We start from the raw sequence: 23,945 nt of genomic DNA on the forward strand, positions 1-23,945 counted from the left end.
GGCACAATCGCCCCCTTGTTTTGATCCCTGTGAGCTGCGGGTGTGTTCCGCCTGCATGAGCCAACGATGACTGCCTTCTCCGGTGCCCGCCGCACATTTCAGCTGAGCGATTTCGATTTCGAACTGCCCGACGCACTGATTGCCCAACACCCGGCTGCCGAGCGCAGCGGCTCCCGCCTGCTGGATGCACGCGAGCCCGGCCTGGTGGACCGCCGCTTCCACGAGCTGCCCGATCTGCTGCAGGCCGGTGATCTGTTGGTCTTCAACGACACCCAGGTGATCAAGGCGCGCATCTTTGGCGAGAAATCCAGCGGCGGCAAGATCGAGCTGCTGATCGAGCGCGTGCTGCAGGACAACGAAGTCGTCGCGCACATGAAGGTCAGCAAGAAGCCGGCCGTGGGCGGCGTGCTGCACATGATGGGTGGCAAGAAGGCCGGTGGCTTTGATGCCACCTTGCTGGGCCGCTGGCCCAACGAGATGGGCGCGCTGTTCCGCCTGCGCCTGAGCGGCCCCAACGGCGAATCGCCCTGGGAGCTGATGCAGCAGCACGGCCACATCCCCCTGCCCCCTTATATTGAGCGCGAGCAGCAGACCGGCCAGGACCCCAACCAGGCCGAGGACGAGCAGCGCTACCAGACCGTGTTTGCCAAGAACCCCGGCGCCGTGGCCGCCCCCACCGCCGCGCTGCACTTTGACGAAAAGGTGCTGGCGGCGCTGGAAGCCAAGGGCGTGGAGCGCGCCAGCGTGACCTTGCATGTGGGCGCGGGCACTTTCCAGCCGGTCAAGACCGAGAACCTCAAAGACCACCAGATGCACAGCGAGTGGTACAACATTCCGCTGCCCACCCTGGCGGCGCTGGAGCGTTGCCGCCTGCGCGGTGGCCGGGTCATTGCGGTGGGCACCACCACGGTGCGCACGCTGGAATCCTGGGCCCGCACCGGCCAGCTCTCGGACGACACCAATATCTTCATCACGCCCGGCTTCCCGTTCCGCGTGGTCGACATGCTGGTCACCAACTTTCACCTGCCCAAGAGCAGCCTGATGATGCTGGTCAGCGCCTTTGCCGGCTATGAGCACATCATGGGTCTGTACCAGCACGCGATTGCGCAAGAGTACCGCTTCTTCAGCTATGGCGACTCGATGCTGCTGCATCGCATGAAAGAGCCGGCTGCGGCCGACGCGGCCACCGAGCAGCCGCCTGCGGCGACCTGACGCCCACGGCCGGGTTCCAGCCGGGCCCAGGCCCACTCAAGCCCGGCCGCTGCCCAGCGCAGGCCCGGACTGCCCCTGCGCGGCCGATCCCTGCAGGATATAGAGCTGGAAATCGCCGATCTGCACCACATCGCCGGCGAAGAGAATCTTGCGTTTGACCGGCACGCCGTTGACCAAGGTGCCATTGGTGCTGCCATGGTCCTCGATGGTCAGCACGCCGGCGCGCTCGCGCAGAAAAAACGCGCCGTGGCTGCGGCTCACACTGGGGTGGTCCAGCACAAAGCGGCTGCCGGGGTCGCGGCCAATGGTCGAGAAGCCCTCCTCCACGCTCCAGGTGTGCAGGCTCAGTCGCTTCTTGTCCTTGACCAGAATATCTTTTGCCATCGCAGGTGCCTTCTGTGGTTGCCGTTGCAGGGTGGCATGCGCCGCCGCCAATCTACCAAACAAAGGCGCAATTCAGAAATAGTCGCAAAAGCGCCGGCCGCCCACCTCATGCACCTGCACGGGGATTTCATAGAGGTCGCTGAGCACCTCGTCGCGCACCACGACCTCGGGCGGCCCTTCGCAGTACAGCGCGCCGCCCTTCATCGCGATGATGTGGTCGGCATAGCTGGCGGCAAAGTTGATGTCATGCAGCACCACCACCACCGTCTTGCCGGCATCCTGCACCGCCTGGCGCAGCAGCTTCATCATGCCCACAGCGTGGGCCATGTCCAGGTTGTTGAGCGGCTCGTCAAACAGGATGTAGCGCGTGTTCTGGCACAGAACCATGGCGATATAGGCACGCTGGCGCTGGCCGCCAGAGAGCTCATCGAGAAAGCGCTCGGCCAGCGGCTGGAGCTTCAAGTAGTTCAGCGCCGCATCCACATGCACGCGGTCCTCTTCGGTCAGCCGGCCCTTGGAATGCGGAAAGCGGCCAAAGGCCACCAGATCGCGCACCGTCAGGCGCAGCGCGCTTTGGTTGTCCTGGCGCAAGATGGCCATCACGCGCGCCAGCGCATCGCTGGCGGTGGTCGTGATGTCCTGGCCCTCGATGCGCACCGTGCCCGAGGTCATCGGCATCAGCCGGCTGATGAGCGACAGCGCCGTCGATTTGCCCGCGCCGTTGGGCCCGATGATGGCCGTCAGCCGGCCTTGGGGAATGCGCAGGCTCACGTCGTGCAGCACCGTCGTGGTGCCATGGGTCTTGCGCAGCTTGTCGGTTTCAATCATGGCTGGTCACCGCGCTCAGCTCTTGGCCTTGCGCACTAAGAGATAGATAAAGGTCAGTCCGCCCAGGAACTCCACCACGATGGACAGCGAGGTGTTGAAGCCAAACAGGCGCTCGAGCACCATCTGCCCGCCCACCAGCAACAAGCCCCCCAGCAGCACCGAGCCGGCCAGGGTGTAGCGGTGCTGGTGGCTGTGCATCAGTTGGTAGGCCATATTGCTCACCAGCAGGCCAAAAAAGGTCACCGGCCCGACCAGCGCGGTCGAGATGGACACCAAAATCGCCACCACCACCAAAACGCCCATCACCGAGCGCTGGTAGTTCACGCCCAGGTTGACGGCCACCTCGCGCCCCAGCGCCAGCACATCGAGCAGATGGCGCTGGCGCCAGACCCAGACGCCCACCAGTGCAATCGCCGGCAGCGACAGCAGCAGCAAGGGCAGCGAGACGGTGTTGAAGTTCGCAAACAAGCGGTCTTGCAGCACGGTGAACTCATTGGGGTCCATCACGCGCCAGACAAAGTTGTTGAGGCTGCGAAAAAAGATACCCGCGACAATGCCCACCAGCAGCAGCAAATGCAGGTTGCTGGCCTGGCCCCGGAACAGCCAGACAAAGAGGCTCGTCGACAGCAGCACCATCAGCCCCACATTCATGCCAAAGCGCGAGAGCTCCGGAATCTGCATGGCCGCCACGCCCAAGGTAAAGGCCAGCACCGACTGGATCAGCTGGAACAGCGCGTCAAAGCCCATCACCGCCGGCGTCAGGATGCGGTTGTTGGTCACCGTCTGGAACAGCACGGTGGACACGCCGATGGCAAAGGCCACCGTCCACATGGTTGCCAGCTTCTTGCCGCGCAGCGGCAGCACAAAGCTCCACTCGGCCTGCACCTGGCTGGTCATGAAGTAGAGGCTGGCGAGCAGCGCCAGCGCCAGCAGCAGCCACAGGCGCCGAGCCGGGGTGCCCAACCAGGACACGGGTGCCGTGGCAGGCGCCGCTGCGGCAGGCGAGGTAGACAACGTATTCATCTCAGCCTCCCATGCGCTTGCGGCGCGACAGCAGCAGCGCCAGGAACATCGCACTGCCCAGCACCCCCATCACGGTGCCGATTGGTATCTCGTACGGAGCGATGACCACGCGGCCGATCAGGTCGCAGGCCAGCGCCATCAAGGCCCCGGCCCAGGCCACCCAGAGCACCGATTTGCGCACGTTGTCGCCCACCACCAGGCGCACCAGGTTGGGCACGATCAGGCCGACAAAGGGAATGATGCCGACGGTGACGATCACCGACGCGGTGACAACCGCCACCACCAGCACGCCCTGGGCCACCAGGCGCTTGTAGTTGAGCCCCAGGTTGGTGGCAAATTCCTGCCCCATGCCGGCCACGGTGAAGCGGTCTGCCGCCAGCATCGCCAGCAGCGTGATGCCCAGCGACAGCCAGAGCATCTCATAGCGGCCCTGCACGATGGCCGAGAAATCAGCCGTCATCCAGGAGCGCGCCGCCTGCATCAGGTCAAAGCGGTAGGCGATAAAAGTGGTGGCCGATTCGATCACGCCCGATAGCACCAGGCCAACCAAGGGCACGATCAGCGCCGAGCGCAGCCGTATGCGGCTGAGCACCGCCAGGAACAAGGCCGTGCCCGCCAGCGCAAACACTGCCGCCAGTCCCATCTTGCCGAACACCGGCATATCGGGCCACCACAGGATGCCGAACAGCATGCCCATACCGGCCGATTCCGCCGTGCCCATGGTCGTGGGCTCGACATAGTGGTTGCGCGCCAGCATCTGCATGAGCAGGCCGGCCACCGCCATCGCGCTGCCGGCCAGCAGCAGTGCCAGCGTGCGGGGCACGCGGCTGGCCACCAGCACCTGGGTGGCCAGGTCATCGTCGTTGTGGGAGAACAGGCGCAGCAAGGTCGTCACCGACACATCGCTGACGCCCACCAGCAGGCTGACAAAGGCCAGCAACGCCAGCAAGGCGATGGCTGGCAGCGCAAAAGCCAGCGGCCGCAGCGCAAGGCCGCGCCCGCCGCCTGGCGCTATCTCAATCGTGGTCGTCATGCTGTGGCTCGCAACAGGGGCTGGCTCAGCACGCCAATCAGGCCTTGGAGAAGGCGTTGATCAGCTGCGTCACATCGTCATGCAGCGAGCCGGGGCTGGCATTGCCCAGCAGGTACCAGTTGGCCGAGTTCAGGTAGACGATCTGCTTTTTCTTGGCCGCCTTGGTGGCATTGACCAGCGGGTTGTCCAGCAGCTTGGCAGCCGATGCGCCTTCGCGGCCAATGGCGGCATCGCGATCCAGCACAAACAGCCAGTCCGGGTTGGTCTTGAGGATGAACTCGAACGAGATCGCCTGGCCGTGGCCGGCCACCTTGATATCCTTGTTGGCGGCGGGAATACCATAGACATCGTGCAGCATGCCAAAACGCGAGCCCGGGCCATAGGCGCTGAGCTTGCCGCCATTGGTCATCACCATCAGGCCGGCGCCCTTGTTGGCCGTCAGGCCCTTGAGCTTGTCGATATCGGCCTGCATCGCGGCCATCAGGGTCTGGGCCTGGGCCTCGTTGCCTACCATCTCGCCCAGAATCTTCAAATGCTTGAAAGCGCTGGCCACCGGCTGGGTGTTGTCCACCGTCAGGTCCAAGGTCGGCGCAATCTTGGCCAGCTCGGTCACCTTGGCGGCCGAGCGGCCACCGGCGACGATCACATCGGGTTTGAGTCCCTTGACCACCTCGTAGTTGGGCTCGAACAGGCTGCCGATGCGGGTGTAGTCCTTGCTGGCGTACTGCTCCAGCACCGGCGGGAACTTCACGACCTCGGGCACGCCCTTGACCTCGGCGCCCAGTGCGCGCAGGCAGTCGAGCGCGGCCAGGTCAAACACCAGGATGGTCTTGGGCTTGACCGGAATCTGCACCGGGCCGCCCGCTTGCTGCACCGTCAGGGTCTGCTGCGCCCGGGCGGCGCCTGCCGCCCAGGGCAGGGTCACCAAGGCACCCAGTTGCAGCAGCGACTGGCGGCGGTTGACGGTGGAGCGAGCGGAGCGCGACATGGAACATCCTTTGGTCGGAAAGCCGGCAGCCCCTGCATGCACCCGACCCAAGACCGTATCGCTACTGTTTTTCTTGCGCCCGCACGCTGAGCCCCAGCGGTTGATGGAATGGAGATATCGCCTGATGCCCTCCAGCTGCTGCGCCCGGAGGCTTTACACAACTGACACATTTGCGAATCGTTCTCATTTGAATGGTAACACGCTGTTTTGTTCCCCTCGGTTCAAGGCGGGTACAAACCCGCAGAAGGATCCAGTAGCCGCCCCACTGTCCCTGATCGGACAGTGGGGCGCAAAAACTGCAGCCACAGCGCCACGCCGGGGCCCCCACCGGACATCCGCTTTCTACAATGGAGCCACACCAAGCCAGCCCTTCGACTCCGCAGGAGACCGGCCGCCGCATGGTGCCCCTGCCCGCGTGACTCCCCCGACAGCCCCTGCCACTGCCTCTGCCCCACCCGGCAAAGGCCTGATAAGCCCCCCTGCCCTTGCCGCGGACAGCGCCGCCCGCCTGCCCGAGACGACCCGCACCCCGCCCCCGCGTCGCCCTGGTGAAGGCTCGGCCCTCACCGGCATTGTGCTGACGGTGTTTGCCTGCGCCTGTTTCTGCCTGCTCGATACCGGCTCCAAATACGCGGGGGCGCTGTTGCCGCTCTTGATGGCGCTGTGGCTGCGCTATGTATTGCAATCGGTGTTCACCGTCGGCTGGGGCGTCTACCAATACGGCAGTGCGGCGTTCCACACCAGCCATCCGCGCTTCCAGGTGGTGCGCGCCGCGCTGTTTTGCGGCAGCAATGCCTGCGCAATGATGAGCCTGCGCTACCTGCCGCTGGCCGAGTTCACGGCCGTCGTCGCAATGACGCCGCTGGCGATGACCCTGGTGGCGGCGCTGTGGCTCAAGCAGCCCGTCAGCCCGCTGCGCTGGGTGCTGGTGGCCATGGGATTTCTGGGCACCGTGGTCATCATCCGCCCGGGCAGTGCCAATTTCAGCGGCGGCGCGCTCATCTGGCCGGCGCTGCAGCTGGCAGCCAACACCGCCTACCAGATCGTCAGCAGCCAGATGGCCGGCCGGGAGCGGCCGGTGACCACCCAGATCTACACCAGCTTGCTGGCGCTGGTGCTGACCAGCGCCAGCCTGCCCTGGTTCTGGCAAATGCCCAGCACCACCGCGCTGTGGCTGGCGGCGCTCGCCATGGGCGTGGGCAGCACCATTGGCCACCTGATGCTGCTCAAGGCCTATGAGCATGCCAAGCCGGCCACGATATCGCCCTTTCTCTACAGCCAGATCCCCTTTGCCGTGTTCTCGGGCTGGCTGCTGTATGGCCATATCCCCGACCACTGGGCGGTGCTGGGCATGGTGGCGATTGCACTGGGCGGCGCGCTCAGCGCCTGGCTGTCGGTGCGCGAATCACGTTAATGCCTGCAGCCACATAGAGACGCAAAAAAGCGCCACCGAAACCCGTCCGGTGGCGCCCTGGCTGTGTTGGCTCCGCTTGCGCGTCAGTAAGCGACCGCCTGGCCGTCCTTGCGCGGATCGGAGCCAGCCACGTAGTGCCCGCCCTCGCGCACAATCAGCTGCGCACCGCCAAAGGCGAACACGCCATGGCCTTCTTCGATGGTCACTTCATGGCCCAGCGCGCGCAATGCGGCAATCACCTGCGGATCAAAGCCCAGCTCGACGGAGACCTGGTTGCCACCGGTCACGCGCCAGCGCGGTGCATCTGCAGCGGCTTGCGGGTTCTGGCCATAGCGCAGCACGCGCACGGCCATCTGCACATGGCCCTGGCTTTGCATGGGGCCGCCCATCACGCCAAAGGCCATCTGCGGGGTGCCATCGGCATGCATCGCAAAGGCGGGGATGATGGTGTGCGAAGGACGCTTGCCCGGCGCCACCTGGTTGGCGTGGCCCGCCTCGGTGGTAAATCCCGCCCCCCGGTTTTGCAGGCTGATGCCGGTGCCCGGCACGACCACGCCCGAGCCAAAACCCATGTAGTTGGACTGGATGAAGGACACCATCATGCCGCTCTCGTCGCAGGCCGTCAGATAGACCGTGCCGCCCGGCTTGGGCGCGCCATAGCGGGCGACGCTGGCCTTGCTGCGGTCGATCAGCTGGGCGCGCTCGGCCAGGTAGGCGGGGTTCAGCAGGTCTTGCTGGGGGTGGACACGCATATGGTCGATATCGGCGTTGTACTGGGCCAGGTCGGCCAGCGCCAGCTTCATCGCCTCGATCTGCAGATGCACGGTCTCGGCACTGTCCAGCGGCTGGTCGCCCATGCCGATGGCATCGAGCAGGCCCAGCGCGATCAGCGCGGCAATGCCCTGGCCATTGGGCGGAATCTCATGCACCACCGAGTCGCCAAAGGGCTGGGCCACCGTGCCCACCCAGTCGCAGCGGTGGGCGGCCAGGTCCTCGGCCGTCATCACGCCGCCGTTGGCCTGGCTGTGCGCCGCCATCTTTTGCGCCAGTGCGCCCCGGTAAAAGGATTCACCCAGGGTCTCGGCGATCTCTTCCAGGGTGCGGGCATGGGCCTCGCTTTGGAACCAGCTGCCCGCCTGCGGTGCCTGGCCGCCCGGCGCAAAGCATTCCTGGAAACCGGGCTGGTCGCCCAGCTTGGCCAGGCCCAGTGCCCAGAGCTTGGCAATCGTGGGCGATACCGCAAAGCCATGGCGCGCATAGTCGATCGCCGGTTGCGCCACTTGTGCAAAAGGCAGCTTGCCAAAGCGCTTGGACAGCTCCACCCAGCCGGAGACCACGCCAGGCACGGTGACCGCATTCCAGCCTTTTTCCGGGATACCGCCGAGCTTGTCGAAGTACTCCGGCGTCCAGCCCGCTGGCGCGCGGCCCGAGGCGTTCAGGCCATGCAGCTCCTGGCCGTCCCAGACAATCGCGAAGGCATCGCTGCCAATGCCGCAACCCGTGGGCTCCACCACCGTCAAGGTCATCGCCGCGGCCAGCGCCGCATCCACCGCATTGCCGCCTGCTTGCAGCATGCGCAGGCCCGCTTGGGCGGCCAGCGGTTGCGAGGTGCTCACCACATTGCGGCCCAGGATGGGCGAGCGCTGCGAGGCATAGGGCTGGGCCCAGTCTTTCACGGTGGTCATGTCTTGTCTTTCTGAATGCAAACGAGATGGCAGCCGGGGCAGCAACCGCCGCCCCGGTCTGGTGGTGGCAACGCTTACTCGAGCGTGATGTGGTTGTCCTGGATCACCTTGGCCCAGCGTGCGCTGTCGGCCTTGACCAGATCCGCAAACTGCGCAGGCGTACCGGGCTTGGCCGCATCGGCGCCCAGCTTGGCCAGGCTGGCCACCACATCGGGATTTTGCATGGCCTTGTTGAAGGCGGCATTGATCTTGGCCGTCAGCTCGGGCTTCAGGCCCGCAGGCGCATAGACGCCAAACCAGGTCACCGACGAATAGCCGGGCAGGCCCGATTCGGCCACCGTGGGCAGCTGCGGCGCAAGCTGGGTGCGCTCGGCGCTGGTGACGGCCAGCGCACGCAGGCGGCCGCTGGCCACATGGGGCATGCCGGTGGGGATGGAGTCAAACAGCAGATGCACCTGGCCGGTGGCCAGATCGCTGATCGACTGGGCCGTACCCTTGTAGGGCACATGGGTCAGGGTGATGCCCGCCTGGGCCGCAAAGGCAGCGGTGTTCAGGTGCACGATGGTGCCATTGCCGCTGGTGGCGTAGTTCAGCTTGCCAGGGTTGGCCTTGGCATAGCTGATCAGCTCCTGCACGGTCTTGACCGGCAGCGAGTTGGTCACCAGCAGCACGCTGGCCGCATCGGCCACATGGGCGATCGGGGTAAAGTCCTTGTCCGCACGGTAGGCCAGCTTGGGCATCAGGTGCGGCGAGATCGCATGGGTGCTGCTGGTGGTGAACAGCAGGGTGTAGCCGTCAGCGCTGGCCTTGGCAGCCTCGGCCGTGCCGATGGTGCCGCCCGCCCCCGGGCGGTTGTCGATCACCAGCGACTGGCCCAACTCCTGCGACACCTTTTGCGCCACGACGCGGGCCACCAGATCGGTCGCGCCGCTGGGCGGAAAGGGCACGATGACACGGATAGCGCGTTCAGGCCATGGGCCGCCCTGCGCAGCGGCAAACGGGGACAGCACAGCCAGCGCCGTACCAGCCACCAGGCCGGCGAGCAACGGCCGGCGGCCAGGCATGCGAGAGAAAAGAGAAGAGGTAGTTGGCATGGTGGTAAGCGTGTTGCAAAACATCTGCGAAGCACTCTGCGCTTGTGGCGCGGGCCAGAACAACCGGTTCTTATGCGCCCATGGCGGGTGTGCCATGCGCGCTGGGGCAAAGGCGCCTGCGTGAAGCCTTGCATATTAAAAGCCTGTGACAGCAGGCACCACCACCGATTTGGCAAGGTAGGTTTGCCGATACGGCAATGGGTTTATGCTTGGACCATTCATTTGCGCAATACCACCATGCCCAACCGCCCGCCTACCCATCTGCAGGACACCGCGCTGCGCTACTTCCACGAGGTGGTGCAATGCGGCTCGGTCAGCGCTGCATCGCTGCGCCTGCATGTGGCCAGCTCGGCCGTCAGCCGCCAGATCAGTGGGCTGGAGGCCCAGCTGGGCACGGCGCTGTTCGAGCGCCATGCGCGCGGCATGCAGCCCACCGCCGCCGGGCAGATCCTGGCCGAGCTGGCGCGCCGTATCAGCCTCGATGCCGAGCAGGCCATCGATGCCATCCACGCCCTCGACAGCCTGCGCGCCGGCTTGGTGCGCATCGCCACCTCGGATGCCTTTGCCAATGAGCTGCTGCCCCAGGCCTGCGTGGCCTTTGCGCGCCGCCACCCGGGCCTGCGCTTTGAGGTGAGCATGGTGCCGACCTTGCAGGTCTCGGCCAAGCTGCTGGCCGGCGAGGCCGATATTGGCCTGCGCTTCAGCATGTCCCCGCTCAAGAACATTGCCGTGGTGCACCGCCAAAGCGCACCGGTACTGGCCGTGTTGCCGCCCGGCCATGTGCTGGCAAGCCAGGCATCGCTCACTTTGGCCGAGCTGGCCCGGCATCCGCTCGCCTTGCCGCCGGCCGAGACAGCGATCCGCCAGATGATCGACCTGGCCTGCAGCCGCCAGGGCCTGCAGCTGGACCCGGTGCTGACCACCAACCATGCCAAGACCTTGCTCAATTTCGCGCTGCATGGCGGGGGCGTGACCGTCTCCAGCGAAGTGGGGGTGCGCCATATGCTGGCAGCGGGCAGCCTGGTCGCCCGCCCCTTGACCGATGCCGGCCTGGACCTGCGCGACATCGAGGTGCAAACCCTGGCGGGCCGCCAGCTGCCCGCCGCCGCGCAGGCCTTTTTAGGGCTGCTGGTGCAGGAGCTGCAGGCCGTGCCGCGCTAAGCCATGTGTCTATAGACCCAGCTGCTTGCGAAACGCTTGCGCCTGGCTGAAATGCCCATTACCGATAAAGGGCACCGGCGGGCGCAGCGCCGACAGCGGCGAGGGATGGTTGCTGGTCAGCACCAGGTGGCCCCGGTCCTGCGGGATCAGCACACGCTTGCTTTGTGCATGGCTGCCCCAGAGCATGAAGACCACCGGCTTGTCGCCCTCGGCCACCTGGCGGATCAGCGCATCGGTGAGCAGCTCCCAGCCCTTGCCACTGTGGCTGGCGGCCTGGCCTTCTTCCACCGTCAAACAGGTGTTGAGCAGCAGCACGCCATGGGTGGCCCATTTGACCAGGCTACCGCCTGGATCGGGGAAAGGCGGAAAAGGCACGCCCAGGTCGCGCTGCATCTCCTTGAAGATGTTCTGCAGCGATGGCGGCAGGCGCACACCGGAGGCCACGGAAAAAGCCAGGCCCTCGGCCTGGCCGCGCCCGTGGTAGGGGTCCTGCCCCAGGATGACCACGCGCACGCTCTCGGGCGAGGTCAGGCGCAGAGCGCGCAGCGGCTCGGGCGGGAAGACCACCGCGCCTTCGTCCAGGCGCTGCTGCAGGTACTGCGACAGCTGCTGGCCCTTGGGGCTTGCAAAGAATTGGTCCACCGTGGCCTGCCAGCCGGCAGCCACCTGGTGGTCATGGAGCGCTTCAGATGTCAGTTGCATGCCCGCATTGTGCACGCTGCGCGGGCGCCCCTCTGCTATCGCCCTTTGCACTCGGCTTGGAGCGTAGACAGTGCGGCAGGATGGAGCAGCGCCACCAGCCCGCAGGCGATCGATCCCTGCCAGTGCACATAGTCGTGGCCGGTGCTGTGCTCCCGCTGGGTCACGCGGTAGCCCTGGGCGCGCAGCACATCGCCCAGTTCGCGGCTGGTCTCCAGAATGCCAGCTTGGCCGCCGCGTGCGCTTTCGTAGAGGCCTGCATCCAGGTAAAAGCGGACGTCCTTGCGGGGCGCTGCCGCCCACCAGCGCGCCATCGCATTGGGCGCTTCGGCCTGCGGCGCCCACCAGTAGGAGCCCGACAGGCTCAGCACATTGCCAAAGCGCTCCGGATGGCGCAGCGCCATATAGCTCGATGCCAGCCCGCCATAGCTGGAGCCGGCAATCACCGTGCGCGCAGCGGGCACATCCAGCCCCTGCGTAGCCAGCCAGGGCATCAGCTGCAGGCCCATGAAATCAGCAAACGCGGGGTTGGGCGGCAGCTCGGTATTGCGCAGCTCGCTGCTGGCATTGGCCACCAGCACCACGGCCGTTGCCGGGATCAAGCCCTGCGCCTGCAGCCGCTCGGTGATCTGCGGCGTGGGCACCTGGCGCAGATAGGCATGGGCATCGAACAGCACCAGCAAGGCGCGCTGCTCCGGGGCGGCCTGGGCCCAGCTAGCCGGGCGGTAGATCCAGACATCACGGCCATGACCCAGGGCCGCCGAATGCAGCCAGTGGCGCTGCAGATCGCCCGGCAACGGCCCGTTGGCCGGCTGCGACCAGGGCTGCGCCGGCGCATCGGGCAGCTGCAGTACCGAGCGGCCCTGGTATTGGTCCACCGCTGCAGCGCCATCGTCCGACGCGGCCCAGCTGCGCGGGTTCAAGGGGTCGCGCTGCAAGGTCGCCAGAATACTGCGGCGCTGCTCGATGGCCGTGCCTTCGATATTGGGCACATCGGGCGCCATGCCATAGCTCAGGCGCGCATCGCTGGGCATCACAAAACTGCTCCACCAGACATCCGAGTTGCCCAGGCGCTGCAGCGATTCATGGTTGCCCGAGGGGCTGCCAAACAGGCGCACGCTGTGCCGCGCGCCCCGCCACAAAAAGGTGACCAGCCGCTCCTTGTCGCTCCAGGGCTCCACCAAGGGCGTGCCGCGCTGGGCCATCTCTTGCCAGAATGCATCGCTGCTGCCGCCACCTTCCAGGTCGCGCGCCAGGGCCTGCAGGCGCGGGCTTTGCAGCGGCTGGTTGGGCAAGGCCACCGACTGGTCGGCGCGCGGGACCCAGGCGCGTTGGATCTCCAGGCGGTAATGCCCGGCAGTCGCCTGCGCCGGCAGCTGGCCGGCCTCGGCGTTGCTGCTGGCATAGGCCACTGCCAGCTGGGCATTCCAGTGCAGCAACAGCTGGTCGCCCGCCTGGGCCTGCCAGGTAAAGCCCTCCCCCACACCATCGCTGCGCAGCAGGCGGCGCAGATGCCGGCCTGCCGCATCTTGCAGATCCAGCTGCACACCGCTGCCATCCACCTCCGCACGCACCACGCTGTCGGCGGGCAGCTGCTGGGCGTCGAGCTGCCAGCGCTGCTGGGCGCCAGGGGCCAGCTGGCCTTGCACCGTTTGCCCGATGTGCAGCAGCTGCGCAGGCGCTGGGTGCTCGGGTGCGCTGGCGCAGCCGCCCAGCACGGTCAGCCCCAGCGCTGCACTGGCAGCGAGCCCGCGCAGACGCGATGGTGGTAGGACAAAGGCGCTGGGCGCTGGGGGGGACATGGCGATCATGGATACTCATGGACAAACAAGGGCAAACAGGCCGGCGCCCCTTGCTGAGCATGGGGCCGCTGGCCAGGTAGGAGGGGATAGAGGCGAAGAAAAACCCATTTCTGAATTTAGAAATGGGAATTATTCGCAATTGATACTAGCACAGCGCTTGCGCTGCCAAACCCTCCACACTGCTTGACGCGCTATGCCCCAGCAACGATACCCATGGACCCAAGCCCTGGCTGCTGCCTGTTTGCTGTGCAGCCTGACAGCCAGCGCGCAGACCGCCAGCAGCGACACCAGCACCACCGAGCGCGAGATTCATGCGCTGTTCAAGGCTTTGCAGCAGTCGGGCTGTGAATTTGCCCGCAATGGCCAGTGGTACAGCGCCAGCGAGGCCAGCGCGCATTTGCAGCGCAAGTACAGCTACCTGCAAAAAAGAGCATTGGCGCCCACGGCCGAGGACTTTATTGCGCGTGCGGCCAGCCAAAGCAGCATGTCGGGCAAGCCCTATCTGGTGCGTTGCCCCGGCCAGCCTGAAACGCACAGCCAGCGCTGGTTTGAGGACCAGCTGGCCAAGGCGCGCGCTGCGCAGTAGCGGCCTTGCACCGCTACCGGTTGCTTTGCTGCTTTAGGCGAACAGCTTGGCCAGTGCGTCGCCCGGCTCATCGGCGCGCATAAAGGCCTCACCCACCAGGAAGGCGTGGATGCCGGCATCGCGCAGGGTCTTGACATCGTCCGGGCTGGCAATGCCCGACTCAGTCACCAGCAGGCGGTCCGCAGGCACCTGCTTTTGCAGATCCAGGGTGGTCTGGATGCTGACTTCAAAGCTGCGCAGATCGCGGTTGTTGATACCGATCAGCGGCGTCTTGAGCTTGAGCGCACGTGCCAGCTCGGCGCCGTCATGCACTTCAACCAGCACGGCCATGTCCAGGCTGCGCGCGATCTGCTCCATCTCGGCCATCTGGGCGTCGTCCAGGCAGGCGGCGATCAGCAGCACGCAGTCGGCGCCCATCGCGCGCGATTCATAGATCTGGTAGGGATCGACCATGAAGTCTTTGCGCAGCACCGGCAGCAAGGTGCTGGCACGCGCCTGCTTCAGAAAATCAGGCTCGCCCTGGAAGAACTGGCGGTCCGTCAGCACCGACAGGCAGGCGGCGCTGGTCTTGCCATCGCCCACCATATAGCTCTGGGCAATGTCGGCCGGGTCAAAGTCGGCACGGATCACGCCCTTGCTGGGGCTGGCCTTTTTCACCTCGGCGATCACGGCGGCCTGGCCTTGCGCGATCTTGGCGCGCAGCGCGCCGACAAAGTCACGGGTCAGCACACGGCTTTCGGCGTCGCGGCGCATGGCCTCGAAGGGGATGCGCTTCTTGGCGTCGGCCACTTCGATAAGCTTGGCGTCGCAGATGGTTTTGAGAATATCGGACATAGTTTTCCTTGTGTAGGGCGGCCCGCTCAGGCGGCCAGTTGGCGCGTCAGCGCCACCAGGTCCTGCAGTTTTTGCAGCGCCGCACCGCTGTCAATGGCGGCGCGGGCGCGCTGCAGGCCATCTTCGATCGAACTGGCCACATTGGCCGCATAGAGTGCCGCGCCGGCATTGAGGCAGACGATATCGCGGGCGGGGCCTTGCTCGCCTTGCAAAATACCCATCAGCATGGCCTTGGACTGCTCGGCATTGTCCACGCGGAAGGCGCGGGTGCCCACCATCTGGATACCAAAGTCTTCCGGATGGATCGCGTATTCGCGCACCACGCCGTCCTTGAGCTCACCCACCAGCGTGCTGGCACCCAGGCTGATTTCGTCGAGGCCATCGCGGCCATAGACCACCAGCGCATGCTCGGCGCCCAGGCGCTGCAGCGCACGCACCTGGATACCGACGAGGTCCTCGTGGAAGACGCCCATCAGGATATTGGGTGCGCCGGCCGGGTTGGTCAAGGGGCCCAGGATATTGAAGATGGTGCGCACGCCCAGCTCCTTGCGCACGGGGGCCACGTTCTTCATCGCCGGGTGGTGGTTGGGCGCAAACATGAAGCCGATGCCCACCTCGGCAATGCTCTGGGCGATCTGCTCGGGGCTCAGCTGGATATTGACGCCCAGCGCTTCCATCGCATCGGCACTGCCCGATTTGCTCGAGACACTGCGCCCGCCATGCTTGCTGACCTTGCCGCCAGCCGCGGCAATCACAAACACCGAGCAGGTCGAGATGTTGAAGGTATTGGCGCCATCGCCACCGGTGCCAACGATGTCGACCAGGTGCTGGCGATCAGCGACATGGACCTTGTTGGAGAACTCGCGCATCACCTGGGCGGCGGCGCTGATCTCGCCAATGGTTTCCTTCTTGACGCGCAGGCCCGTCAGGATGGCGGCAGTCATCACCGGGGAGAGTTCGCCCTGCATGATGATGCGCATCAGGTGCAGCATCTCGTCGTGGAAGATTTCGCGGTGCTCGATGGTGCGCTGCAGCGCTTCTTGGGGAGTAATCGACATGGGGTTCTCGCTGTATCTGGGGGAAGGTCAGGCGCCGGGCTTGTCGCTCAGCGCCAGCTTGAGGCCAAAGCCAATGAACATGGCGCCGGCCGCGCGGTCGAGCCAGTGCAGCCGCTGGCGCAGCCAGCCCGCGCGCCGCGCCATGCCAGCGCCCATACCCACCCAAAGCACATTGACGGGTATGGCGTTGAGGTTGAAGATCAGCCCCAACGCGGCAAAGGCCAGGCTCTTGTGGGCATAGTCAGCGGCGATGAACTGCGGAATAAAGGCCAAAAAGAAGATCGCGACCTTGGGGTTGAGCACATTGGTCCAGAAGCCGCCCCAGAAGATGCGCGCCAGGCTGGTATCGGGCTCGGACAAGCCCGGCTCCGTACCGGCAGGCGCCACCAGCTTGCTATTGTTTTTGCTGCGCAGCATCTGCACGCCCATCCACAGCAGATAGGCCGCGCCCAGCCACTTGAGCACGCCAAAAGCCGTGGCGGAAGCCGCCAGTAAGGCACCGACGCCCAGCGCAGCGGCCGCCACATGCACCATGCAGCCGGCGGTGATACCGGCGCTGGCCACCAGGCCGGCACGCCAGCCCTGGCGCGCCGCATGGCTGAGCATGTAGAACACGTCCGGGCCCGGAGTGAGGTTGAGCAGCCAGCCAGCTGCCATGAACATCAGCAACTGGTGCAGCTCGATCATCAGCGCTGCTCCAGAAAGTTCTTCAGCATCGCGTGGCCATGCTCGGTGAGGATGCTCTCGGGGTGGAACTGCACGCCCTGGATCGGCAGGCTCTTGTGGCGCACGCCCTGGATTTCGCCATCTTCACTGGTGGCAGTCACCTCCAGGCAATCGGGGCAGCTGCTGCGCTCGATCACCAGCGAGTGGTAGCGGTTGACCGTGAACTGCGCGGGCAGATCGGCAAACACGCCGGCTTGCGTGGTCGTGATCACACTGGTCTTGCCATGCATTTGCTGCACGGCCCGCACCACCTTGCCGCCAAAGGCCGCACCAATGGCCTGGTGGCCCAGGCACACGCCCAAAATCGGCAGCTTGCCGGCAAAGTGCTGGATCGCCGCGATGGAGATACCGGCTTCGGCCGGCGAGCAGGGCCCGGGCGAGATGACCAGCCAATCGGGCTGGTGGGCAGCGATGGCCTCGAGCGAGGTCTCGTCATTGCGCACCACGACGACCTCGACCCCCAGCTCCCCGAAGTACTGCACGATGTTGTAGGTAAAGCTGTCGTAGTTATCGACCATCAACAGTTTTTTCATCGTCACTCCCGGGGTGTGCCGCCCGCCTGCAGGCGGGCCAGTTCGCGGTGCTCGTAGGCGATATAGGCCTCCATCATCGCGCGGTAGATGGCCTCGATCACATCGGGCTGGCCGCCTTCGAGTGCCGCGCGTTCACGCACGCGGGCAACGATGGTTTCGATGCGCTCTTCGTCGCGCACCAGCTCGGGGTTGTTCTTGACCTTGGCGGCCTGGGTCATGTAGCCGCCGCGCTCCACCAGCAAAGGCACCAGGATGTCGTCGAGCGCATTCACATTGCGGCGCACATCGGCCATGGTGTTGCAGTCTTCTACTTTGTCGATAGCGCGGGTCATTCCAGTCCTTCCTCAACGAGTTCAGCGGCACGCAACAGTGCGCGCGCCTTGTGTTCAGTCTCTTTCCACTCCAGCTCGGGCACCGAGTCGGCGACCACGCCGGCCGCAGCCTGCACATAGAGCATGCCGTCCTTGATGACGCCGGTGCGGATCGCAATGGCCAGGTCCATGTCGCCGGCAAAGCTCAGGTAACCGCAGGCGCCGCCGTAAATGCCGCGCTTGACCGGTTCAAGCTGGTCGATCACCTCCATCGCATGCACCTTGGGTGCGCCCGACAGGGTGCCGGCCGGGAAGGTGGCCTTGAGCACATCCATGCTGGTCATGCCGTCCTGGAGGATGCCTTCGACATTGCTGACGATGTGCATCACATGGCTGTAGCGTTCGACCGCAAAGGCCTCGGTCACCTTGACCGAGCCAGTCTTGGCAATGCGGCCGATGTCGTTGCGCGCCAGGTCGATCAGCATCACATGCTCGGCGCGCTCCTTGGGGTCGTTCACCAGCTCCTGCTCGGTGGCCTTGTCTTTCTCTGGCGTGGCCGCGCGCGGCCGGGTGCCGGCCAGCGGGCGGATGGTGATCTTCTGCCCTTCTTCGACCTGCTCCTGGCGCACCAGAATCTCGGGGCTGGCCCCCACCACCTGGAAATCGCCAAAGTGGTAGTAGTACATATAGGGGCTGGGGTTGAGCGAGCGCAGCGCGCGGTACAGCGACAGCGGGTTCTCCGTGTAGCGCTTCTGGATGCGCTGGCCCACCTGCACCTGCATGAAGTCGCCCGCGGCAATCATCTCCTTGGCGTCGAGCACGGCCTGGAGGTAATCGGCTTTCGCAAAGCTGCGCTCGGAAGGGTAGCTGTCGCCGGCCTTGATCTGCGGCACGCTGACCGAGTAGCGCAGCTGCTCCTTGAGCTGGCGCACGCGCTTCTTGGCCTTTGAATAGGCCTCGGCCTCGGCCGGGTTGGCGTAGACGATCAGGTAGAGCTTGCCCGAGAGGTTGTCGATGACGGCGACTTCTTCGCACTGCAGCAGCAGGATGTCGGGCGTGCCCAGGCTGTCGGGCGGGCAGCTGTTCTCGAGCTTTTTCTCGATATAGCGCACCGCGTCATAGCCAAAATAGCCGGCCAGGCCGCCGCAAAAGCGCGGCAGGCCGGGCGACAGCGCGACCTTGAAGCGCTTTTGGTAATCGGCAATGAAATCCAGCGGATTGCCCGCATGGGTCTCGACCACCTGGCCATCGGTGACGACCTCGGTGCGGGCCTCGGCGCCAAAGCCGCTGGCGCGCAGCAGGCTGCGGGCGGGCAGACCAATAAAACTGTAACGGCCAAAACGCTCGCCGCCGACGACGGATTCGAGCAAAAAGCTGTGCTTGCCATCGTCGTGCGTGTGGCAGAGCTTGAGGTACAGGGACAGAGGGGTTTCCAGATCCGCAAACGCTTCTGCGACGAGAGGAATACGGTTGTAGCCTTGGTTGGCCAGACTTTTGAATTCGAGTTCGGTGATCACGAAGAACCATCCCCAGCTTGAGCAGCGCACGCTGGATGTGTGCGTATCGTGCGCTGCAGTTCATCTTTGGTGGACTGGTCTTGCAACCAGCCCTCGGGCGCACGCTGGGGCGTGTTACCCAGCGGCAGTCAAACAGTCATAGATACAGGCTTACGCCAGGGCCAAGCTCCCCGGTCGGAACGACCTGTAATGACTGCGTGATGGATGAACATGGCGCCTAGTGTAGCAAACGAATCTGCAAACGACGGTGTAAAAACCAGAAAACCGGGGATTAACCAGAAAACGGGGGATTTCAGCGCGGCAAGCCGGCAGTTGCCCCCCCGCTGGCCTGCAGACTGCCCCGCTGCAGCCGCTGGTGCTGGCAGCGCATAGGCTGCAAGGCGCCCACCAAGCGATCGACGACCTGCTGCGCCTTGGCCGAGTTGTCGCCCGAGAAATTGCAGACATAGACATCGAGCGTGACATGGCCCAGCTCCGGCCAGGTGTGGATCGCCACATGCGACTCGGCCAGCAGCACCACGCCAGTGACGCCGCCGGGCTGGCCGTTGTGGCTGGGAAACGGCACCCAGCTGTCATGCATGCGCGTCAGCCCCGCATCGGCCACCGCCTGGTTGCACAGCGCAGCGAGCGCCTGCGCATCGACCAGCCAGGCCGCAGGGCACTGGCAGTCATACAGGTCGGCGGTCAAATGCAGTCCGTCCACGTCTTGCTCTTCTCAGTACAGGTCTGGGCGGCGAGGCGCCTCAGGCCTGCAGCTCGCTGAGCGCATCGATATAGCCGGTCGCCGCCACCTGGCGGATCGGCTGGCCATGGTTGTAGCCATAGCTCACCAGCACCACCGGGCAGCCGGCATTGTGCGCCGCCTCGGCATCGTTGCTGCTGTCGCCCACCATCAAGGTCAGGGCCGGCTTGCTGCCCAGCGCCTCGCAGGTCTTGAGCAGCGGCAGCGGATCGGGCTTCTTGCGCTCAAAGGAATCGCCACCAAACACATGGTCAAAATAGTCGCGCAGCCCCTTGGCGCGCAGCAGTGGCTCGGCAAAGGACAGTGGCTTGTTGGTCAGACAGGCCATCTTCAACCCATTGGCGCGCCATTGCGCCAGGCCCTTCTCCACCCCGTCATACACGCGGGAGAAGCGGCCATTGATGGCCAGGTAGTGGTGCTGGTAGCGCTCCCAGGCCTGGGCATAGCGGTTGTCGATCTCGGTGGCCGGCACCGGCTGGCCGATCGGTTGGTGCACCTGGGCCAGCACATGGGTCAGCACCGCCCGCAGCAAGTGCTCCGAGCCCTTGCCTACCATGGGCTCGATGATCCGCACATCAATCGCCGGCAGCTGCAGATCGGCCAGCATGCGGTTGAGCGCCTCGGCAAAGTCCCCCATGGTGTCGACCATGGTGCCGTCGAGGTCGACGATGACGGCTTCGCAGCGCTGCAGGGTTTTGTTCACTTCAGTCATTACAGATTCATTCAACGTTGAGCAGGCTCTTGTCCTCTGGCTTGCGTTGGGCCCACCAAACCTCGCACATAGCGGACTCCAAACTTACCACTTATCTGCCCAAATCATCCGCTCGCCAGAATACACCCCTTAAGCGAGCCTCGCTCCCTAGAATTGCTTCCAAAGCTATATACCTAATGGAAGGCTCCTAGGGCTCACCCAAGGACAGCTTGGTTCTCAGTCAAGCAGCGGATCCGCATTCGGTTCGCCCCCTGACCGAACACCCGTTAAAACAGGTTATTCCAGCGACACGCAATAAGTAATAGACAAGGCTTTCATGCACCTGCCCCAACGAAATCGCGGCTTTACGCTTATCGAGTTGATGATTGTGGTGGCAATCATCGGAATTCTGGCCGCCATTGCCTACCCCAGCTACAGAGACTACGTATTACGCAGCAAGATTGCGGAAGCGGTGGCAGCCATGGAAACCATGCGCACCGACATGGAGCGCTTCTACCAAGACCGCCGTACTTATGACGGCGACGCCGCGCCCTGTGCTGGCACGCGCTCTGTCGATGCTTTCGATATCACTTGCACGGGCACCAGAGACAGCAATGAATTCACCATTGCTGCCAGTGGCAAAAACATAGCGAACGGCTTCACCTACACCATCAACCAGCTCAATGAGCGCAAAACAACGGCTGTCCCCGACAACTCAGGCTATAACACCTGCTCGGCAGCAAACGGCTGGATGATCCGCAAGGGGCAGGCATGTCCCAGCTAACTGTTCAGCAACGTCGCTCACACCAGGGCTTTACCTTAGTCGAGTTGTTGGTGACGATGTCCGTGCTCGCCGTGATGTCTGCGATTGCACTACCGTCCTTTCAGCAATTCATGGCTGAAAATCGCGCTCAAGGCAAGGCGGTGGAGCTGGCCGCTGCTCTGAAAACCGCACAAACGGAAGCGCTGCGGCGCAATCGGGAAGTCGTTTTTACGCTGACATCCAGCGTCGATCCCTCCAGCACTCTCGTGGGCAACACCGCAGGCAAGAGCTGGGCCAGCGTGACTTTGCCCTTGGCAAGCAGCTCCGACGCCTCCACCCCGACCGTCATCAATGTCGGTGGATTCACAGAAAACGCAGCAGATGTTGCCCTCAAAGCAAGCTCCGCCAGCATTTGCTTTTTGCCAGATGGAACCATCAAGGCGAATACTGCTACAGGGATTACCACGGGCAACTGCACCGTCAATACCAGCACGGGTGCCAATGTCCGCGTCTATGCATCCAAGGGCGATAAAGTCTGGCAAGTCATCGTGTCACCCATGGGCCGTGTGTCTACTTGCTTAGGCATAGAAGACGGCAGCGGCACCTTCACCTGCTCTTAAAGACAGCGAACCATGAATCCAAATAATATGCCCTCCGAACGAGGCTTCGCACTGATCGAAGTGCTCGTATCTCTTGTAATTTTCTCATTGGGTGTGGTGGGCCTGATGGGTATGCAAACACGGGCTCTGCAAGCGAGCACGGACGCCCAGGATCGCAGCATGGCTGCCATGCTCGCCAATAGTGTTACCAGTGAAATGTGGGCCATCAAAAGTACATCGCTGGGCAACTCTGCCGTAGAGGCATGGAAAGAACAAGTGATTGGTGCCCTACCGAGAGGAAAGGGCGAGATTACCGAAAACATCAGCGGTACCGATGCCACGATTTCAGTGAAATGGCTCTCCAATACCCGCAAGGCGAAAAACACATCGGACTCCACCGATGGAGAAGATATGAACCAGTTCATTACCAAGGTGGTGATTCCGAAATGAACCGCTCACAACGCATGTCCCAGCGAGGGATGACGCTGATTGAATTGATGGTGGCACTGACCGTCGGGCTTTTTCTAAGCCTTGCAGTGACATCCATCATCGTTGTCACGCTGCGCCAACAAAAGGTCACCGCTGCCGTGAACGAACGCGACCAAGGCTCCAACTTGGCTATCATCCAGCTGGACAAGGTCATACGCAGCGCGGGATCGGGATTTTCCAATGCCTGGGGTTTGGGGTTTTTCGGCTGTGGACTACGAGTCACCAAATCATCCACCGCGTTGGTGCCATCCACTCCGGCGGCCCCTTTCAACAATGTCGTCAATCTGAAAGCCCCGGTGGTTGCACCCTTGATCATTGAAAAAGGGGTTGGAGGAAATGACTCCGATGTGCTTTTCGTGATGGGCGGCAACGGGGCTATGGCCGACGTGCCGCGCTTTGTCACCAATTTGACCAGCACCAGCCTGAGCTTCGACACCGCCATTGGTTACAAAACCAATGACCTGTTGCTGGTGGCAGCCGATGGCTTGCATGACTGCTATGTCTCCCAGATCAGTGCCACGACATCTGCCGGCTCCACCACGCCGCCCCCCGTCATTGATACGGTGACATTGGGCGGCGCCTACTACACCGCCGGGCAAGCAGGTGCCACCAGCACGCTGGCCCAGATTGTGAGCTCCAACGGTGCTTATGCCACCGCAATTGGAAACACTACGGCCGCCTATCCATCCATGATGCTGCTGGGCACAGGAACCGATGGGTCACTGTACGAATACGACCTGATGCGCACGCGCGCTACCGCCCCGCAGCCCATTGGCGAAGACGTCTCCCATCTCTTTGCGCTATATGGTGTCGATACAGATTCGGATGGAAAAGTCGACAGCTGGGTGGACCCTGGCAGCGACGAATGGAAGGCATCTGTCGTCATGGCCTCCAAGCAAAAAATTCGCGAGATTCTTGCCATCCGGCTTGCAGTGGTGACCTTTACCCGAGGCGTCAAGCAATCCAACATCAGCCCCGAAAAGCTCTACGCCTTTGCCAGTCTGGGGGACTCTTTAAAAAGAGAAGTCACATTGACTGACGCACAACGCATGCTGCGATACCGGGTGACCGAGAGCGTCATTCCGCTGCGCAACAACTTGCTGATTAGCCCATGAAAATCAAACCTGCTCCCCTGCATCTGCGTCCGAGCGGTCTGCGTATGCGCAGCCCCGCTTCCGAGCGTGGCTTCTCGCTATTTTTCACGCTGATAGCGTTGGCTGTTCTGCTCGTCGCCACGGCCTCCATCATGCGCTCCAGTGGGCTCAACCTTTTCTCCACCGGCAACATCTCTTTTCAACAAGACATGGTCTCCAGAGCGGAACAAGTCAATGTCCGCATGTATGAGCTCTTCCGCCCAGGAGGCGCCCTCGCCACCAATAGCAGTCTCGCAGCCAGCAGCACGGCTAACAATTACAGCGCACTTGCGCTATCCACGAATGGCCAAGGCATTCCATTGGCCTTGATCAATGACACCACCTTTGAGAGTGCGGGCGTCGCGAGCAATGACATCAATGACACCGACAGCAATACAAAAATACGCTATGTCGTTGAACGCCTGTGCGACCAAGCAGGGGACGCCGCCACTTTAGGCGTGAAGCATTGTGTCAAAAGCCCTGACAGCAAGCCCATCCTAGGAGGCAGCAGTACCCAGGCGGGTATGGCCATCCCTCCCAGCTTTGCGCCTATTTATCGGGTCAGTATTCGCGTACAAGGTCCTAGAGGCTCGGAGACCTATATCCAGAATACTTTCCTGAAGCCCAATTGAGAGGTATC

Annotated in this window: 26 protein-coding genes; 9 read left to right on the plus strand and 17 right to left on the minus strand. The window is 63.7% G+C overall.

The genetic code is table 11. The features are described 5' to 3' along the window. Positions 1-66: 66 nt before the first annotated feature. Complete coding sequence (queA, locus tag WH367_RS17530; protein WP_339537052.1) at positions 67-1,212, plus strand: tRNA preQ1(34) S-adenosylmethionine ribosyltransferase-isomerase QueA; 1,146 nt, start codon at positions 67-69, stop codon at positions 1,210-1,212. A gap of 36 nt (positions 1,213-1,248) precedes the next feature. On the opposite strand, the gene WH367_RS17535 is transcribed toward queA, so the two are convergent. From WH367_RS17535 to WH367_RS17555, 5 genes are all read right to left on the minus strand, one after another. Further along, positions 1,249-1,596 carry an FHA domain-containing protein gene (locus tag WH367_RS17535; protein WP_339537053.1) on the minus strand — a complete coding sequence of 116 codons (348 nt, stop codon included), beginning with the start codon at positions 1,594-1,596 and terminating at the stop codon, positions 1,249-1,251. Between the two features lie 72 nt (positions 1,597-1,668). After that, positions 1,669-2,424, minus strand: a complete 756-nt coding sequence (locus WH367_RS17540) for an iron ABC transporter ATP-binding protein (RefSeq protein ID WP_339537054.1) — start codon at positions 2,422-2,424, stop codon at positions 1,669-1,671. Positions 2,425-2,439: 15 nt separating this feature from the next. Next, on the minus strand, positions 2,440-3,447 hold the full coding sequence (locus WH367_RS17545; RefSeq protein WP_021028292.1) for an iron chelate uptake ABC transporter family permease subunit: 1,008 nt from the start codon (positions 3,445-3,447) through the stop codon (positions 2,440-2,442). A 1-nt stretch (position 3,448) separates the two neighbouring features. Then, positions 3,449-4,480 (minus strand): ABC transporter permease, encoded by a 1,032-nt coding sequence (locus WH367_RS17550; RefSeq protein ID WP_339537055.1) that lies wholly within the window; start codon positions 4,478-4,480, stop codon positions 3,449-3,451. Positions 4,481-4,517: 37 nt separating this feature from the next. Next, the gene (locus tag WH367_RS17555) at positions 4,518-5,468 is read right to left on the minus strand and encodes a siderophore ABC transporter substrate-binding protein (protein WP_339537056.1); all 951 of its coding nucleotides are present in this window, start codon (positions 5,466-5,468) and stop codon (positions 4,518-4,520) included. 508 nt (positions 5,469-5,976) lie between these two features. Here WH367_RS17555 and WH367_RS17560 point away from each other — a divergent pair. Beyond that, positions 5,977-6,882: a DMT family transporter gene (locus WH367_RS17560; RefSeq protein ID WP_339520165.1), complete on the plus strand. Its 906-nt coding sequence runs from the start codon at positions 5,977-5,979 to the stop codon at positions 6,880-6,882. A gap of 83 nt (positions 6,883-6,965) precedes the next feature. On the opposite strand, the gene WH367_RS17565 is transcribed toward WH367_RS17560, so the two are convergent. Together WH367_RS17565 and WH367_RS17570 are read right to left on the minus strand one after the other, a co-directional pair. Further along, positions 6,966-8,567 carry a gamma-glutamyltransferase family protein gene (locus WH367_RS17565; RefSeq protein WP_339537057.1) on the minus strand — a complete coding sequence of 534 codons (1,602 nt, stop codon included), beginning with the start codon at positions 8,565-8,567 and terminating at the stop codon, positions 6,966-6,968. 74 nt (positions 8,568-8,641) lie between these two features. After that, positions 8,642-9,631 carry a Bug family tripartite tricarboxylate transporter substrate binding protein gene (locus tag WH367_RS17570; protein ID WP_339537114.1) on the minus strand — a complete coding sequence of 330 codons (990 nt, stop codon included), beginning with the start codon at positions 9,629-9,631 and terminating at the stop codon, positions 8,642-8,644. Between the two features lie 267 nt (positions 9,632-9,898). Here WH367_RS17570 and WH367_RS17575 point away from each other — a divergent pair, with 267 nt between their 5' ends. Further along, the gene (locus WH367_RS17575; RefSeq protein WP_339537115.1) at positions 9,899-10,822 is read left to right on the plus strand and encodes a LysR family transcriptional regulator; all 924 of its coding nucleotides are present in this window, start codon (positions 9,899-9,901) and stop codon (positions 10,820-10,822) included. A gap of 9 nt (positions 10,823-10,831) precedes the next feature. Here the strand turns inward: WH367_RS17575 and WH367_RS17580 are convergent, their stop codons facing one another. Together WH367_RS17580 and WH367_RS17585 are read right to left on the minus strand one after the other, a co-directional pair. Continuing rightward, positions 10,832-11,524: a uracil-DNA glycosylase gene (locus tag WH367_RS17580; protein WP_339537058.1), complete on the minus strand. Its 693-nt coding sequence runs from the start codon at positions 11,522-11,524 to the stop codon at positions 10,832-10,834. A 35-nt stretch (positions 11,525-11,559) separates the two neighbouring features. Beyond that, entirely contained in the window at positions 11,560-13,332 is a 1,773-nt protein-coding gene (locus WH367_RS17585) for an enterochelin esterase domain-containing protein (protein WP_339537059.1), read from the minus strand. Between the two features lie 184 nt (positions 13,333-13,516). Between WH367_RS17585 and WH367_RS17590 the strand changes: the two genes are divergently transcribed. Beyond that, on the plus strand, positions 13,517-13,909 hold the full coding sequence (locus tag WH367_RS17590; RefSeq protein WP_339537060.1) for a YfeK family protein: 393 nt from the start codon (positions 13,517-13,519) through the stop codon (positions 13,907-13,909). A 33-nt stretch (positions 13,910-13,942) separates the two neighbouring features. Here WH367_RS17590 and trpC read toward each other — a convergent pair whose 3' ends face one another. From trpC to gph, 8 genes are all read right to left on the minus strand, one after another. Beyond that, positions 13,943-14,743, minus strand: coding sequence for an indole-3-glycerol phosphate synthase TrpC (gene trpC, locus WH367_RS17595; protein WP_312986239.1), 801 nt, complete (start codon positions 14,741-14,743; stop codon positions 13,943-13,945). Positions 14,744-14,769: 26 nt separating this feature from the next. Continuing rightward, the gene (gene trpD / locus WH367_RS17600; protein ID WP_021025709.1) at positions 14,770-15,801 is read right to left on the minus strand and encodes an anthranilate phosphoribosyltransferase; all 1,032 of its coding nucleotides are present in this window, start codon (positions 15,799-15,801) and stop codon (positions 14,770-14,772) included. A gap of 27 nt (positions 15,802-15,828) precedes the next feature. Beyond that, on the minus strand, positions 15,829-16,488 hold the full coding sequence (locus WH367_RS17605; RefSeq protein WP_339537061.1) for a LysE family translocator: 660 nt from the start codon (positions 16,486-16,488) through the stop codon (positions 15,829-15,831). Further along, the gene (locus WH367_RS17610; RefSeq protein ID WP_312986236.1) at positions 16,488-17,060 is read right to left on the minus strand and encodes an anthranilate synthase component II; all 573 of its coding nucleotides are present in this window, start codon (positions 17,058-17,060) and stop codon (positions 16,488-16,490) included. The genes WH367_RS17605 and WH367_RS17610 overlap by 1 nt, the downstream gene beginning before the upstream one ends. A 2-nt stretch (positions 17,061-17,062) precedes the next feature. After that, positions 17,063-17,392 carry a chorismate mutase gene (locus WH367_RS17615; RefSeq protein WP_021025706.1) on the minus strand — a complete coding sequence of 110 codons (330 nt, stop codon included), beginning with the start codon at positions 17,390-17,392 and terminating at the stop codon, positions 17,063-17,065. Next, a complete protein-coding gene (gene trpE, locus WH367_RS17620; protein WP_339520154.1) occupies positions 17,389-18,888 on the minus strand; it encodes an anthranilate synthase component I in 1,500 nt (499 codons plus the stop codon). The genes WH367_RS17615 and trpE overlap by 4 nt, the downstream gene beginning before the upstream one ends. A 292-nt stretch (positions 18,889-19,180) precedes the next feature. Next, on the minus strand, positions 19,181-19,591 hold the full coding sequence (gene speD / locus WH367_RS17625) for an adenosylmethionine decarboxylase (RefSeq protein WP_021025704.1): 411 nt from the start codon (positions 19,589-19,591) through the stop codon (positions 19,181-19,183). A 40-nt stretch (positions 19,592-19,631) separates the two neighbouring features. Further along, complete coding sequence (gph, locus tag WH367_RS17630) at positions 19,632-20,342, minus strand: phosphoglycolate phosphatase (RefSeq protein ID WP_339537062.1); 711 nt, start codon at positions 20,340-20,342, stop codon at positions 19,632-19,634. Positions 20,343-20,658: 316 nt separating this feature from the next. Here gph and WH367_RS17635 point away from each other — a divergent pair, with 316 nt between their 5' ends. The 5 genes from WH367_RS17635 to WH367_RS17655 are packed head-to-tail and all read left to right on the plus strand — an operon-like array spanning position 20,659 to position 23,937. Then, positions 20,659-21,105, plus strand: a complete 447-nt coding sequence (locus tag WH367_RS17635) for a type IV pilin protein (protein WP_021025702.1) — start codon at positions 20,659-20,661, stop codon at positions 21,103-21,105. Further along, positions 21,093-21,704 (plus strand): GspH/FimT family pseudopilin, encoded by a 612-nt coding sequence (locus WH367_RS17640; RefSeq protein ID WP_084635712.1) that lies wholly within the window; start codon positions 21,093-21,095, stop codon positions 21,702-21,704. Before WH367_RS17635 ends, WH367_RS17640 begins: the two co-directional genes overlap by 13 nt. Before the next feature lie 12 nt (positions 21,705-21,716). Further along, positions 21,717-22,133 carry a type IV pilus modification PilV family protein gene (locus WH367_RS17645; RefSeq protein ID WP_339537063.1) on the plus strand — a complete coding sequence of 139 codons (417 nt, stop codon included), beginning with the start codon at positions 21,717-21,719 and terminating at the stop codon, positions 22,131-22,133. Further along, on the plus strand, positions 22,130-23,287 hold the full coding sequence (locus WH367_RS17650) for a PilW family protein (protein WP_158400484.1): 1,158 nt from the start codon (positions 22,130-22,132) through the stop codon (positions 23,285-23,287). Before WH367_RS17645 ends, WH367_RS17650 begins: the two co-directional genes overlap by 4 nt. Beyond that, positions 23,284-23,937, plus strand: coding sequence for a pilus assembly PilX family protein (locus tag WH367_RS17655; protein WP_148293067.1), 654 nt, complete (start codon positions 23,284-23,286; stop codon positions 23,935-23,937). The genes WH367_RS17650 and WH367_RS17655 overlap by 4 nt, the downstream gene beginning before the upstream one ends. The last annotated feature ends 8 nt before the right edge of the window (positions 23,938-23,945 follow it).

The sequence above is a fragment of the Comamonas sp. MYb21 genome (assembly GCF_037479395.1).
In the GTDB taxonomy this organism is placed as follows: Bacteria; Pseudomonadota; Gammaproteobacteria; order Burkholderiales; family Burkholderiaceae_C; genus Comamonas.